Origin of the sequence: Alicyclobacillus fructus (assembly GCF_017329605.1) — a bacterium.
In the GTDB taxonomy this organism is placed as follows: Bacteria; Bacillota; Bacilli; order Alicyclobacillales; family Alicyclobacillaceae; genus Alicyclobacillus; species Alicyclobacillus fructus.
This window is the reverse complement of record NZ_JAFMTY010000009.1, coordinates 17,049-30,791: the sequence shown is the minus strand read 5'-3', so window position 1 is coordinate 30,791 and position 13,743 is coordinate 17,049. Positions and strand designations below refer to the sequence as shown.

Below are 13,743 nucleotides of genomic sequence, written 5' to 3'. Positions count from 1 at the left end.
TCATACGACCACCCGCCGGGGGCACCTTAGATGCACGCGACACGAGGTGTTACTCACGGGAAGGGGGATGCACCATGGCGGGTTGGCTGCGCGCGCTTAAGATCGCTGTACTCGTCGCCGCTACAACGCTTCTTTGGATTCCGCCCGTTCGCCACTTGGTGGAATTGCCCACATCAGTTGAAATGTCCACGGACGACGAGATCGCCATCCAATCGTTCCATCCCTTCACCCTCCGTTCCTTTGTCCGCCCTGTCGATCCGCCCTCCGCGATCACCGTCACAGCGGATGCTGGGGATTTTGACGTGGCGGACCGCATCTTCGGCTTCATTCCTTGGCGGACCCGCGTTCACGTGCAACCTGCCGAGCGCGTTATTGTGGGAGGTCAAGCCGTGGGCATCCGACTGATGTCGGAAGGTCCCATGGTGATTGGCTACCGCCGCGCGGCGCAGGGCATCAGCCTGGCGGAGGCAAACCACATCGAGGTCGGCGACGTCATCCTTTCCGTGGACGGCGTGCCCGTTCACACGGCGAAGGAGTTGCAGGCGGTGCTGCGGGAAAAACGGGCGCCGTTTCGTCTGGTTGTCGCGCGTGGCAGCAAGCTGCGCGAGATCGAGATCCGCGACGTGGCGGGCCCTCCCGAGCTCGGCGTGTACGTGCGCGATAGGGCCGTCGGCGTGGGTACCCTCACGTTTTACGATCCGGCCACGGGCAGGTTTGCCGCGCTAGGCCACTTGGTCACGGACGCGGATACGGGGCAGCCCATCCTCGGGCGCGGCACGGTGTATCCAGCTGCCATCACGGGCATTCAGCCCGGCAAAGCAGGGCAGCCGGGTGAAAAGAAGGGGGTATTCAGCGGTCTGAAGCGCGAGGTCGGCGAGATCGACGAAAATACGCCCTATGGCGTGTTCGGCAGGATGGACGGCTCGTTCGCGGCGCGCACCTCTCCGCTGCCCGGGCCGATTGCGGTCGCGTTGCCGGGGCAGGTGCATCCTGGACCGGCGGTGCTCTACACGGTGCTACACGGCGAGAAGATCGAAGGGTTTCAGGTGGTGATTGAGCACACGGCCCGGCAGATGAGTCCATCCACGAAAAGCATGATCATCCGCGTCGTGGACCCCCGGCTGCTCGAACAGGCGGGCGGGATCGTCCAAGGGATGAGCGGAAGCCCCATTGTACAGGATGGACGGCTGGTCGGCGCGGTGACGCACGTGTTCGTGTCCGATCCCGTTCGGGGGTATGGGGTATATGCCTATTGGATGCTGCATCCCAATCGGCACGAATTGACCTTTGCGCCAGCGGAAGCGGCGCACCCGGAGGCTGCGTGACGAGCAAGGGCCACGCCGAGTGAGGGAGGTGGCCCTTGTCGATTTATGTCGAAAAAGGTGACATAAAGGCGAAATTTTTTACATAGTTTTGACAGGAGTCTTGGGCTTTTCGTCGAATTCGTATGTCCGGAGGAACGCAGAGGGGGTATGGCCGTGTCCACACGCATGAAAGTTTTATTGGCCGATGATCATCATGAATTCGCGGAGTTGTTGAGCGAATTCATTTCCGGGCAGCCGGATATGGAGGTCTGCGGGATTGCGCACAACGGCACGGAGGTGCTGAATCTGGTGCGCGAAACTCGCCCCGACGTCCTGATTCTCGACATCATCATGCCCGTGTTGGACGGGCTTGGCGCACTGGAGCGCCTCGCCGAAATCACCGACTATCCGCCGAAGGTCATTATGTTGACCGCCTTTGGCCAGGAGAGCGTGACGCGCCGCGCTGCCGAGCTGGGCGTTTCCTACTTCATTCTCAAGCCGTTCGACATGCCGGTCTTGGCCGAGCGAATCCGGCAAGTGATGTTTGACGCGCCGGCGCCGGTGGCCGCCGCTTCGCAAAGCGTGGTGGCGCCGAGCGGAATGGCACCCATGACGGCGACGCAGCCGTCGAGGAGGTCTATCGACGCGCAGATCACCCAAATTATTCACGAGATCGGCGTACCGGCGCACATCAAGGGATACCATTACTTGCGCGAAGCGATTGGCATTGTGTACGAGGATGTCGAGATTCTGGGTTCGATTACGAAGGTGCTCTATCCAAAAATCGCACAGCGGTTCAAGACGACGCCCTCGCGAGTCGAACGCGCCATTCGCCATTCCATTGAGGTGGCGTGGGGCAGGGGCAACATGGAGGCCATTCGCCGCGTCTTCGGCTACACCGTGTCGGCCTCCAAGACCAAACCCACCAATTCCGAGTTCATCGCGATGATCGCCGATAAATTGCGAATGGAGCATCGCGTAGGCTAGGCCGAAGCCGCGGTGTGCGCTCGCCGTCTGCCTCGATACGCCGCTAGGCTCGACAGGGCAAACAACAGCGCGCAAGCTCCCGTCCAAAACCAGACGGTGTCGTCCTGGTAGTACCAGGCCAACGAGGCCGTCCACAGTGCGTTCACCATCTGCACTGCAGCCGAGACCCATAGGTTCCAAAGGGTCAGAAATCCTGTCAAAATCCAGACACATGCCGCCGTGAGCTCTGCCGCGCCAGCCGCTTCAAGCTGCGGAATGTTCGCTGCTGCGCCGGCGCGAGCCAGGGCTAGGCAAGACCATGCGGCGTATGCGCCCAACAACCACGAGGCGGACGCGAGGGCCCACTTCCACGCGCGCATCGGATCACCTCTCGGCAGACCTAGGCTTCCCATGGACATCCTATGGCGCCTGGGGAGCGGTTATGTCCATGGCCGACTTTTTTGTCCGTTCTGCCGTTGTGGTAATGTGTACGGCAGAAGGAGGTTGACGTCATGCCAGCACCGCATACGCTGGATGGGTGGTACGTGTTCCACGACTTCCGCACCGTTCGCCGTGAGGCCTGGAAAGCCGCGGATGTTCACACGGCGGCGGCGGTATTGCGCGACTTTGGCGCGTTCATTCAAGACGAGATCGATGCGCAACAGGCGAGATTGGGCAGCTTCGGCCAGTTCCTGATTGCGGGAACGAAAGCGGACCTGTTGTTCCTGTACATGCGGCCTACGATCCGCGAGTTAAACGAGGTCAAGGCCAGGTTTGAGGCCACGCGGTTTGCGGACTTCACGGATCGCGCGTATTCCTATGTGTCCGTGGTGGAACTCGGCGGGTATCTGGCGAAGCCCGGCGTCGATGTGGAGAAGGACGAAGCGCTCCAGATGCGCCTCAAACCGCCGGTGCCCGACATGCGTTACGTCTGCTTCTATCCCATGAACAAGCGGCGGACGCATCCGGACAACTGGTATATGCTCGGCGAGGAAGAACGCCGCAAACACCTGATGGCGCATGGTCAAATCGGGCGTCAGTACGCCGGAAAGGTCAAACAGGTCATCTCCGGTTCGGTCGGATTGGACGACTGGGAATGGGGCGTCACGTTGTACGCAGACGATCCAATTCATTTCAAGAAGTTGATTTACGAGATGCGATTCGATGAATCGAGCGCTCGGTTCGCCGAATTCGGTCCGTTCTACGTAGGAGAGCAGGTCGACGCCGAAGGTCTGGCGCGATGGATGATGGCGCTGCACGGATAAGAGGGGGTTGAGAAGATGGTGGACATCGCGCGGGAAGTGGAAGCCATCCGAGATCAGCTCGTGGGTTGGCGCCGATATTTGCACGAACACCCGGAGTTGAGCTTCCAGGAGCGGGAGACGGCGGCGTTCATCGAGCGAGAGCTGGCGAAAATGGGCGTCTTTGAAATCACTCGTCCCACGGAGACGAGCGTGGTCGCCCGGTTGTCCACCGGGCGTCCGGGTCGTGTCTTGGCGCTGCGCGCGGACATCGACGCGTTGCCCATCGACGAGGATACGGGACTTCCGTTTGCGTCCAAGAATCCGGGCGTCATGCACGCATGCGGTCACGACGGACACACCGCCATGTTGCTCGGCGCGTGCAAGGTCCTCGCCGAGCATCGCGATGCGCTGCGGGGAGAGCTTCGCTTCATCTTTCAGCACGCTGAGGAGCTGACGCCTGGCGGGGCTCAGGAGTTGGTCGACGCCGGCGTTTTGGAGGGCGTCGACGCCGTGATTGGCCAGCACCTGTGGCAGGGCATGGAGAGCTGCCGCATCGGGGTACGGGCGGGTGAGTTGATGGCGTCCCCCGACACGTTTCACTTGCGCATCATCGGCCGCGGAGGCCATGCCGCGCAGCCGCATCTGACCGTGGATCCGATTGTCATCGGCGCACAGATCGTGGTCAGTCTGCAGCAACTCGCGAGCCGCAGGATCGACCCGTTTGAGCCGTTCGTCCTCAGTGTCACCAAATTTGTTGGCGGAACCGCGGACAACGTGATTCCAAACGAAGTGGAACTGTGTGGCACCGTGCGTACGTTCCGCGAGGAACGGCGCGGCTGGGCCGAACAGGCGATGGAGGCCGTCATCAAAGGCATTGCCGAGGCCCATGGGGCCTCGTACGAATTCCGCTATGAGCGAGGCTATCGGCCCGTGGTGAACGATCCGGAACTCACGGCGTTTGTTCGAACCGTCCTGGAGGAGGAATTCGGCGATCTCGTCACAGATGCCGAGCCCACCATGGGCGGCGAGGATTTCTCGGCTTATCAAACGGCGGCGCCCGGGGTGTTTTTCTTCACAGGCATTCGACGCGCCGACCGCGAATCCTACCCTCATCATCACCCGCGTTTCGACATCGACGAGAACGCGCTGGTGGTGGGATGCAGGGCGCTCGTCGCGCTCGCGACGCGGTATCTCAGCCAGGCTTGATCCAGGACTTCATCCCTGCGTCTCGGAATCGAGGCGCAGCCGAAACAGATCGCGGCCATGCAGGCGCAGCCAATCCCGCTGCGCCTGCCACTCAGGCATCCATTGCGCGACGCATTGCCAAAACGCCGGGCCATGGTTCATGTGCAGCAGGTGCGCAAGTTCGTGCACGATGACGTAGTCCATCACTTCTTGGGGCGCCTGAATGAGTCTCCAATTGAGGTAGACGTGCCGTTTGCTCGTGCAACTTCCCCACCGGCTCTTTTGGTCCCTGATGCTCACTCGGTCGGGGTGAAGGCCTGTCCTTTGGGCCCACTTCGCCGTGCGCTGGAGCAGGTGCGAGTCTGCAAAGGACCGCATCCGATGGTACACGTGGGTGTGCACGTCCCGCACGCCAGCGGGGATCCATATCGTGCGCCGGGCGTGATCGATCCCGTCCTCCCCTCTCGGGCCAACGGCGATGACATACCGCTGTCCAAGCACGAGCACGTGCTTGCCCGACTGGAGGCGTTCGAAACGCTCCATCACCGACTTCGCGTGCACGGCGCGCAACCAATGCTCGTTCTGCAAAATCACGTTCTCGAGGTCTTGCGATCTCGCCCAGGGCGGCGCGCTGATCGAGTATCCGCGTTCATCGGCGCGGAGGACAATTCGCTTCTGCGTCCGTCTGCCAGGACGCACGCGGATCCTGACGACGTCATCTTCCCAAGCGACCTCATAGGCCAGGAGATCGCCTTGCGGACTTCGAACGGTTGTCAGTTTCATATCTCCACTGTACCGCATTTGGCCGCAGCGCGCACACGCATACCCCGACCGAGGCAGCAGCATACTAGGGCCAGACGCTTCGGTCCGCGAAGGGGGTTTCACGGATGCGCGCTCGTCATGCACTTGTCGCTTCGTTTTTTGCCCTATCGCTCACGGGAACCTTGGCCGGCTGTGGGCACGAGTTTCAGGTTCGCCCCTCGGCGCTCGTCGGCCAGTCGCTGCCGCCGTCCATCGCCGAGCCACCCACGCGCGTGGAACTGGCGCATTATCAGATGCGAAATCCACATTTCGAAGTTCTGAGCCACGGATCCACCCTCAATATCTGGTCGGACGATCACGGCTGGAACGGCCGCCGCGTGGATCTGTACTACGCTTCTCCCGCGCTGGTCACCGCGTATCACGGCGATTACACCCTCAAGTCCAACAGTCATCTGCAGCGGATTGCGTCCGTACCCATTCGGAAGAACCAGACGTGGTTTGCGGCCTGGAACATCGGTTCGTACCGTCTGCCGGAGGGCTTTTATCTTCTCGCGAAGACCGACGTCGGTCAGGCGTCCATCGAGAAGGTGGTGTGGCAACAGGGCCATTACGTCGAAGGCGGTGCGGACTCGCCCGTCCATTGACGTCTCATCGAATTCGCGACCCAATCCTCCAGATCCATTCGAACAGGACACCGCCCGCGACGGAAATCACGAGCGAGATCGCAAACCGGACCAGAGCGAAGGGGACGCCGAAAAACGGGAACTCGGCGGGGAGGCGCGCCAGAGACGTCAACTGCCACGACGTGGTGAAGGCCACCACGGCCCCGGGCGACGCGTCGGCGGCGAGCAGGCTCACGGCGAGCGGGTACACCGCAAAGCGCGATCCGGTTCCGAGCATGCCCAACAGCGCGCCGAACGCGATGCCCACGATTCCCGCTTCTCGTCCCAACCAGCGCGCTACCACGTCCGGTTCCAGCCATTGGCTGACGAGCCCCGCCAGAAACATCGACACGACGATCCACGGCAGCGATTGCGCCAACATCCCCACGGATGACCGCAGGGCCGCGAGTGTGTCACTCGGTTCCTGCGCATATGCCACGATATACGCCACACCTGTGGCTGCAGCGATCCAAACCAGCGTGCGATCCACGTCCTCATCCCCGTTTCAAGGTGATCCATTCAAACGGAGGGCCTTCACCGTAGACGCCCACGTGGTGGCGTCGGACCACGCGAGGGACCATACCGCAACGCCCGCCAGTCCATCATCGCTCACCAGTTGGAGCCAGTCCTCGTAGGTCTGGGACGTCGGGTACCAGACCTCAGCATAACCCGTCTTGGTCGGATACTGGGTGACCATCAAATCGAGTGAAGCGTTCCACGTGCCGAGCGGAAGCCTGTATTGATTGAGAATCGTTTGCACGGCGCCCGCGCTGACCGCGTCGCTCTGCACGCTCCCGTCCGTGTTCACGTACCAGAACCGCGTGTAAAGGGGGATGCCGAGAATCAGCTTGTTGGCCGGCACGCCGGTGTCCAGGAGATCGTTGACGCTTCGCTCCACCCACGGCAGGTCCGCGACCGGGCCCGGGTCGGGATCGCTCGCCCAGTGCTCGTCATACGCCATCAGGACCACTTGATCCACCTCATCGGCCAGGGCCGCGTGAAAGAACGCCGCCGAGTCGTCGAGCTGCACCACATCCGGCGTCAGGTCGATCGACAGGTCGACGCCGAGCGCGCGCAGACGCGCGTGCAGCTGCGAGACGAATTGGGTGAAGAGGTTCCGATCCGCCGCGGCCACATTCTCAAAGTCGAGATTGACGCCATCCAAATGATATGTCCCGGCTTGGTATGCGATCTCGTCGATGAGGTTGGCCTCCGCTCGCGGATTGGAGAGAACCTCGTGTGTGAGCGTCGCCGAGAACTGGTTGTCGACGAGCACCCACACCTGGATGTGGTGATCCCGGGCGTACTGCACCACCGTCGGCAGAACATGGCCGGACAGGTTCCCCGAGGCATCCGCGAGATGAAACCATGTGGGACTGACGACGTTGACGCCGGGATTGTCCCTTATCCACCGAATGCACGTCTCCGCATCGGAGGACGGGAGCCATCCCATGACGAACGTGTGGCGGTTTTCGGCCATGGCGGCGATGGAGTTGAGCAACGACGCCTGCAGGCCCCCGCTTTCGGTGTCCGGCGAGATCTGGGGAAGCATGTTGCGAAGCAGCGCGGATGGATTGAGAAACAGGGACTGCAGGCGCTGCGCGACGGCGCGAAACGGATTGACGGCGACGTGTGCACCGCCTGCGGTTTCCCCGCTTCCAAACAGGGCCCCGATCTCGATGGAGGCAAGCGTTTGCGCCTCTGTCTCGGCCATACGGCCGGTGAAGGGTTGTCCAACCGTGTTGGCCATCGAGATCACACAGCCTGCCGCGAGGAGGAAGAGCAGAGATACAGCTGCGACCAGTTCGGCGATGAGGCGGGAAGGTTTGCTGCGGTTCACGCAAGGCACGCTCCTCGTCCGATAAGGCTCTGGCCCATGTCTATGACGGGAGCGCGCCGATTATGTAAACCACCGCGGATCTACGGATTCGCTCGCCATTCGGACGATCCGTCCGCAAAAACCTCTTTCTTCCATATGGCCGCGCGAGCCTTGAGCCGGTCGATGAGCGCCTGACAGGCCTCGAAAGCAGCTCTGCGGTGAGGATGTGCCGCTCCACAGATGACCGCGATATCTTCTGGGTACAGCGTTCCAACCCGATGCCACACAAGCGCTTTGACACCCGAAAACTCCTGTTCGACTTCCGCCACGAGCTGTTCGAGTTGGACTTGCACCATGGCTTCGTATGCCTCGTATTCGATGTGATGCGTTTGCCGATGGCCTGTCCAGGCGCGAACGGTTCCGAGAAACAGGACGCAACCCCCGTGGCGCGGATCGGACAACAGCGACTCCGCCTGCTGGACGTCGAGGGGATCTCGCGTGAGCCGCGCGAAGGGATCGTCTCGTTCGCCGCCCCCCACGGGCGGGATGAGGGCGATCTCGTCGCCTTCCTGCACTCGTCGAGACGGATCGGCGAATTCCAGATTGACGGCGACCATCACGTGCTGCAGCGCTTCGCGAAGCTGCGGGTATGCATCTCGCAGCGCCTGCACGACATCGGACACCGTCGCGTGGTCTGGCACGTCCAGCTCGAGTTTGTCTCGGCCGGCGATCTCCTTTACATTTGCGAATAGGCGGATGTCGACGCGCATGGTATCCGTTCACCTCGAGCTTGATTCGAATCCAATACGAGGAGCGATGGACGTGCAGTCTGAAGACGTGTTCCACCATTTTTCGCCGGACGGCCGTCCGCAGATGGTGGATGTGAGCGAAAAGGCCGTCACGGTGCGCGTGGCCGTCGCGGAAGCCGACATTCACATGTCGCGGGCGACGCGCGATGCTATTGTACACCACGCGGTTGCCAAAGGCGACGTGCTCAAGGTCGCCGAAATTGCGGGTATCATGGCGGCCAAACGGACGAGCGAGCTCATTCCGCTGTGCCACCCAGTTCCGTTGCACCATGTGTCGGTTCGCATCGGGGAGCAAGCGCTGGGAGAGGACGAGGCCGTCTTTCGGGTGCGGGCGGAGGTGCGCACCGCATATCAGACCGGCGTCGAGATGGAGGCGTTGACGGCGGCGTCGATTGCCGCACTCACCGTATACGACATGTGCAAAAAGGGCGATCGCGGCATCTCGATTTCCAACGTCCGGCTCGTGTTCAAGGATGGGGGCGAAAGCGGCCGGTATGAGCAGGGTGCATCGGGTGGTTCCGTCCGCGGTTGAGCGTTACAATAGACTTCGGCAAGCGACCTTGTGAACAGGGATGATGATCGATGGCAAAACCCGAGACAAGCGTTCGCGTGATCGAGACGGGAACCACGACGGCCCGCCCGGAGTGGCTCAAGATTCGCGCGAAGACCGGTGAAAATTATCGGCAGCTGAAGGAAATCATGCGCACGCAGTCGCTGCACACGGTTTGCGAAGAGGCGCACTGTCCGAATCTGTTTGAGTGCTGGGAGATGCGCACGGCCACGTTCATGATTTTGGGCGAGATCTGCACGCGCGCCTGCCGCTTCTGCGCCGTGCACACAGGTCGTCCGAACGAACTGGATCTGCGCGAGCCGGAGCGCGTCGCGGACGCCGTGGTCGCGATGGGGCTGGAACACGTCGTGATCACCAGCGTGGCCCGCGATGATCTCGCCGACGGCGGCGCCTCCGTCTTCGCGGAGACGATCCGCGCGGTGCGGCGGAAAGTCCCGACCTGCAGCGTGGAGGTCCTGATCCCGGACTTCGACGGCAACTGGGACGCTCTCGCCACCGTTCTCGAAGCGCATCCCGACGTGCTGAATCACAACGTCGAGACGGTGCGCCGGCTATCGGACTCGGTTCGATCCAGGGCCAAGTACGACCGCACGCTGGAATTGCTCCGGCGGTCGAAGGAGATGGCCCCCGACATCCCGACCAAGTCGAGCATCATGGTGGGCCTCGGCGAGACGTTCGACGAGATCTACGAGACAATGGACGATCTGCGCGCGGTCGACGTGGACATCCTGACCATCGGCCAGTATCTGCAGCCCACGGCCAAGCACCTGCCGGTGGTCCGTTACTACACGCCGACCGAGTTTTTGCGCCTGCGCGGCGAGGGATTGAAGCGGGGATTCAAACACGTGGAATCGGGTCCCATGGTCCGGAGTTCCTATCACGCAAAGGACCAGGTTCCCTGGCGCCAAAAGGCGTCACCCGCCGGGAGCAGGGAGTGAGACGGATGGCCACACCACTTGTATGGCGCTCACTGGGCGTCGTCCCGTACGACGACGCGCTGGATATCCAGGTGAATCAGGCGCTGCGCCTTCTGCATCTCGAGGACGACGCGCAGACGGTGTTCGCACTTGAACATCCCCGCACCATTACCATCGGCCGGAACGGTTCGGAGGCAAACATCCTTCTTCCCATCGACGTGCTTGTACGCAGGGGGTTCGAGGTGCGCATGGTCGATCGTGGCGGGGATGTCACGTATCACGGCCCGGGCCAGTGGGTGTTGTATCCTGTCCTGCACCTCGCGCCGTGGGGGAACGACGTGGCGCAGTTCGTCCGGAACTTGGAGGAGGTTGTCATTCGGTCGCTCGCGGAGGTCGGGATCGAAAGCCGCCGCGTCGACGACCTCCCAGGGGTGTGGGTGGGTGACGACAAAATTTGCGCGGTCGGCGCTCGAGTGAAGAAGCGCCCTTCTGGAGAATTTGTGACGTACCACGGGATCGCCCTGAACGTCAACACCGATCTCCAGGACTTTGAGGTCATCGTGCCATGCGGAATTCGCGATCGCGGCGTCACAAGCGTGGCGGCGGTCCTGGGAGCGCCTCAGGACATGAAAGCGTGGGAAGACCGCCTGCGCAGACACTTCTGCGAGGTGTTCGCCTGCGACGCGGTTCTGGCGGAGGAGACCGCGTGAAGGTGGCATCGCATTCGGCCGACGACGAGTCGGCCCTCGCTTTATTTCTGGAGCTCGTCCGCATCGACAGTCCTTCGGGCGGAGAACAGCGGCTTGCGCGCGCCTGTGCGGACTGGATGAGAAGCCAGGGCCTCTCGGTGGACCTGGAGCCGGTGGACGTGATGGGTGAGCGTTCCACCAACGTGTGGGCGTATACGGCGGGGGATTCCGCACTGGATCCGGTGTTGGTCTGTGCACATCTGGACACGCGCTGGCCGGGGATTCCGGATGTGCGGCGTGGGGCGGACGGTTGGATCGAGAGCCGGAACGCCGTTCCGCTTGGAGCGGATGACAAGGCTGGGGTGGCCGCCGTGATGAGCGCTGTGTCGACCATCCTGCGCCGCGGCATGCGGCATCCGCCGATCCATGTGTTGTTCACGGTCGGCGAGGAGGTCGGGAGCATCGGCGTCCGGGCGTCCGAGCCGATTCGCTTTGGCGGTCGGCGCGCTGTTGTGGTGGACGCGGATGGACCGGTTGGAACGCTCGTCGAATCCAGCTACGGGCGAGCCCAGGCGCAGATGCGGTTTCGGCCCGGAGGCGAAGCGCGCCGTTACGCCGTGTGGCGAGCGCTGCAGGAAGCCGCGAAGCAGATCGGCCCGGGTCTTTCGGCCGAATTGGTGCGATTCGACTCACGGGATTCGGAGTGGGAAGCGGCGTTCACCGTGTGGGTGTCGCCGGAGATCGACTGGCGCATCGCGAACGCGCGCTGCCAGACGTGGTTGAAGGAAGTCGAGCGGAACACGGCGCCTCAAGAAGTGAAATGGGACATCGTCTATCCGGCGTACGACGTCCGGGCGAGTTCGTGGCTGCACGTGGTGAAGCGGCGGATCGAGCGTGTTCGCGTCGCGCCGGCCTGCGTGCGCATGCGCGATGGGTGCGACGCCAACTGGCTCGCGGCGATGGGCGCCCTGCCTGTGAATATCGGAGTGGGTTACGAATTTGCGCACTCGCGGGCCGAGCGAATTCACGCAGAGAGCCTTGAGATGCTCTCCCGGTTGTTGATCGCCGTGCTCGCAGAGCCTGAGAGAGAGGGGAGCGAAGCCCATGTTTGAGCAGACGGTGGCAGAGGAACACCTGTTTCGCGGCCGGATCATCGATGTCAGGCGCCTCACCGTCAAATTGCCGGACGGGCGCACCAGCACGCGCGAAGTCGTGCTGCATCCAGGAGCCGTGGCGGTGCTTGCGGAAGTGGAGTCCGGCCGCGTGGTCTTGGTGCGCCAGTTTCGAAAACCGTGCGAACAAGTGCTATGGGAAATTCCGGCAGGCAAGCTCGAGCCCGGCGAGGAACCCGAGCGGGCGGCGGCGCGAGAGCTGTCGGAAGAGACGGGCTACGTCTGCGAATCGCCGCTCACGCCTGTGCACGCGTTCTACACGGCGCCGGGCTTCAGCAATGAAAAGTTGCACGTGTACTACACGAGCGATGTGAAGCGCGGCGCCGAACACCCCGATCGCGACGAGTTCGTGGAATCGCGCGTGTTTTCAAAGGACGAGATCGCCCAGATGATGAAGGCCGGTGAGATTCAAGACGCGAAGACGCTCGTGGCGCTCTATTGGTGGATGGCTCGGCCGTGATGGAGGTGTTCGCCGACTTTCACGTTCACACGGGAGCGGCGAAAGGCCGCCCGGTGAAAATGGCTGCGTCCCACCAGTTGACGGTGGCGGCTGCCCTTGACTGGGCCGTGCGAGTCAAAGGCCTCGACGTCCTGGGGCTCGTCGACGCGGTGTGCGATCCGGTGCTCGAAGAACTTCGCGCCCTCTGGCAGGCGGGCGATCTCGCCCCTGTGTCCGGTGGAGGCTTGATGTATCGGGATGCCCTTCTCGTCGTGCTCGGGGCAGAAGTGGAAATTCGGATCTCCACCGAGGGGGCGGCGCATTTCGGCTGTTGGCTGCCGAGCCTTGAAGCGGCCGCCGACTTTCAGCGGTGGTTGAAGACGGTGCAGAGGAACACCGCGCTATCGTCCCAAGTGGCGAGGACGGACCCGGTTCGGCTTGCCGACGAAGTTCACCAGAGAAGCGGCATCTTGGTCGTGCATCACGCATTCACGCCGTTCAAGGGGCTCTTGGGGTGCGCGACGGCTCGCATCGCGGACGTGATGCCGCTCGATGCGATTGACGCCCTGGAACTCGGCCTGTCGGCCGATGCCGACATGGCGGACCGCTTGATCGAAATGAGTCAGCTGACGTTTCTCTCTAACTCGGACGCGCACAGCCTGCCATCCATCGCCCGTGAGTTCAACGTGCTGGCTGTGGAACAACGCTCGTTCGCCGAGATCCGTCAGGCGCTGCATGGCCGCGCTGGAAGGAGGATCGTGGCCAATCTGGGTTTGTATCCTCCCGTCGGGAAGTACTATCGTTCGCGATGCCGCGCCTGCGGAGCGGTGGTCGCTTCGGGTCGTTGCCCGTGCGGGTCTCCGCGGGGCGTGGTTCAAGGGGTCTGGGATCGCATTCAGGCCATCGCGGATTTCGACGTGCCCGTTCACCCTTCGTGGCGAGCGCCATACCGCTACATTCTGCCGATGCATCACGTGCCAGGCGTGGGTCCGAGCACCTACGCGAAACTTCTCGACGCGTTTGGGGGCGAGGTCCGCCTGTTGTACCATCCGCCTTCTGAAATCCAACTGGCCGAGGTGGTGGGTGAAAAGCTCGCAGCCCGGATCGCCGCGGCGCTCGATGGGCGTTTGACCATTTCGCCGGGTGGGGCCGGGAGATACGGTCGCGTCTTGGAGGCCTGACGCAGGCGACTTGGGCGTGGCGA

At 62.6% G+C, this 13,743-nt stretch carries 16 protein-coding genes; 11 read left to right on the top strand and 5 right to left on the bottom strand.

The window, feature by feature from the left end; all coding sequences use genetic code 11:
• Nucleotides 1-74 precede the first annotated feature (74 nt).
• Nucleotides 75-1,325, top strand: a complete 1,251-nt coding sequence (gene spoIVB / locus J3481_RS06220) for a SpoIVB peptidase (RefSeq protein ID WP_206830993.1) — start codon at nucleotides 75-77, stop codon at nucleotides 1,323-1,325.
• A gap of 165 nt (nucleotides 1,326-1,490) precedes the next feature.
• The gene (gene spo0A, locus J3481_RS06215; protein WP_206831067.1) at nucleotides 1,491-2,291 is read left to right on the top strand and encodes a sporulation transcription factor Spo0A; all 801 of its coding nucleotides are present in this window, start codon (nucleotides 1,491-1,493) and stop codon (nucleotides 2,289-2,291) included.
• Here spo0A and J3481_RS06210 read toward each other — a convergent pair.
• Nucleotides 2,288-2,650 carry a hypothetical protein gene (locus J3481_RS06210; protein ID WP_206830992.1) on the bottom strand — a complete coding sequence of 121 codons (363 nt, stop codon included), beginning with the start codon at nucleotides 2,648-2,650 and terminating at the stop codon, nucleotides 2,288-2,290. The genes spo0A and J3481_RS06210 overlap by 4 nt on opposite strands.
• Nucleotides 2,651-2,782: 132 nt before the next feature.
• Between J3481_RS06210 and hemQ the strand changes: the two genes are divergently transcribed.
• Both hemQ and J3481_RS06200 read left to right on the top strand, forming a co-directional pair.
• Nucleotides 2,783-3,535 carry a hydrogen peroxide-dependent heme synthase gene (gene hemQ, locus J3481_RS06205; RefSeq protein WP_206830991.1) on the top strand — a complete coding sequence of 251 codons (753 nt, stop codon included), beginning with the start codon at nucleotides 2,783-2,785 and terminating at the stop codon, nucleotides 3,533-3,535.
• A 15-nt stretch (nucleotides 3,536-3,550) separates the two neighbouring features.
• On the top strand, nucleotides 3,551-4,720 hold the full coding sequence (locus J3481_RS06200) for a M20 family metallopeptidase (RefSeq protein WP_206830990.1): 1,170 nt from the start codon (nucleotides 3,551-3,553) through the stop codon (nucleotides 4,718-4,720).
• A gap of 9 nt (nucleotides 4,721-4,729) precedes the next feature.
• On the opposite strand, the gene J3481_RS06195 is transcribed toward J3481_RS06200, so the two are convergent.
• Nucleotides 4,730-5,482, bottom strand: a complete 753-nt coding sequence (locus tag J3481_RS06195; protein ID WP_236011299.1) for a M48 family metallopeptidase — start codon at nucleotides 5,480-5,482, stop codon at nucleotides 4,730-4,732.
• A 104-nt stretch (nucleotides 5,483-5,586) separates the two neighbouring features.
• Here J3481_RS06195 and J3481_RS06190 point away from each other — a divergent pair, with 104 nt between their 5' ends.
• Nucleotides 5,587-6,105, top strand: coding sequence for a hypothetical protein (locus tag J3481_RS06190; protein WP_206830989.1), 519 nt, complete (start codon nucleotides 5,587-5,589; stop codon nucleotides 6,103-6,105).
• 4 nt (nucleotides 6,106-6,109) lie between these two features.
• Here the strand turns inward: J3481_RS06190 and J3481_RS06185 are convergent, their stop codons facing one another.
• The 3 genes from J3481_RS06185 to moaD all read right to left on the bottom strand — a co-directional run bounded on the left by J3481_RS06185 (nucleotide 6,110) and on the right by moaD (nucleotide 8,712).
• Complete coding sequence (locus J3481_RS06185; protein WP_206830988.1) at nucleotides 6,110-6,613, bottom strand: permease; 504 nt, start codon at nucleotides 6,611-6,613, stop codon at nucleotides 6,110-6,112.
• Nucleotides 6,614-6,628: 15 nt separating this feature from the next.
• Entirely contained in the window at nucleotides 6,629-7,963 is a 1,335-nt protein-coding gene (locus tag J3481_RS06180) for a glycosyl hydrolase family 18 protein (protein WP_206830987.1), read from the bottom strand.
• A gap of 80 nt (nucleotides 7,964-8,043) precedes the next feature.
• Nucleotides 8,044-8,712, bottom strand: a complete 669-nt coding sequence (gene moaD / locus J3481_RS06175; RefSeq protein WP_206830986.1) for a molybdopterin converting factor subunit 1 — start codon at nucleotides 8,710-8,712, stop codon at nucleotides 8,044-8,046.
• A 52-nt stretch (nucleotides 8,713-8,764) separates the two neighbouring features.
• On the opposite strand from moaD, the gene moaC reads away from it, so the two are divergent.
• The 6 genes from moaC to J3481_RS06145 are packed head-to-tail and all read left to right on the top strand — an operon-like array spanning nucleotide 8,765 to nucleotide 13,720.
• Nucleotides 8,765-9,283, top strand: coding sequence for a cyclic pyranopterin monophosphate synthase MoaC (gene moaC / locus J3481_RS06170; protein WP_206830985.1), 519 nt, complete (start codon nucleotides 8,765-8,767; stop codon nucleotides 9,281-9,283).
• 50 nt (nucleotides 9,284-9,333) lie between these two features.
• Nucleotides 9,334-10,260, top strand: coding sequence for a lipoyl synthase (gene lipA, locus J3481_RS06165; RefSeq protein ID WP_206830984.1), 927 nt, complete (start codon nucleotides 9,334-9,336; stop codon nucleotides 10,258-10,260).
• Nucleotides 10,261-10,265: 5 nt separating this feature from the next.
• Nucleotides 10,266-10,949 (top strand): lipoyl(octanoyl) transferase LipB, encoded by a 684-nt coding sequence (lipB, locus tag J3481_RS06160; RefSeq protein WP_206830983.1) that lies wholly within the window; start codon nucleotides 10,266-10,268, stop codon nucleotides 10,947-10,949.
• Nucleotides 10,946-12,040 carry a M20/M25/M40 family metallo-hydrolase gene (locus J3481_RS06155; RefSeq protein WP_206830982.1) on the top strand — a complete coding sequence of 365 codons (1,095 nt, stop codon included), beginning with the start codon at nucleotides 10,946-10,948 and terminating at the stop codon, nucleotides 12,038-12,040. Before lipB ends, J3481_RS06155 begins: the two co-directional genes overlap by 4 nt.
• On the top strand, nucleotides 12,033-12,560 hold the full coding sequence (locus J3481_RS06150; protein ID WP_206830981.1) for an NUDIX hydrolase: 528 nt from the start codon (nucleotides 12,033-12,035) through the stop codon (nucleotides 12,558-12,560). Before J3481_RS06155 ends, J3481_RS06150 begins: the two co-directional genes overlap by 8 nt.
• Nucleotides 12,560-13,720 carry an endonuclease Q family protein gene (locus J3481_RS06145; RefSeq protein ID WP_206831065.1) on the top strand — a complete coding sequence of 387 codons (1,161 nt, stop codon included), beginning with the start codon at nucleotides 12,560-12,562 and terminating at the stop codon, nucleotides 13,718-13,720. The genes J3481_RS06150 and J3481_RS06145 overlap by 1 nt, the downstream gene beginning before the upstream one ends.
• Nucleotides 13,721-13,743 lie beyond the last annotated feature (23 nt).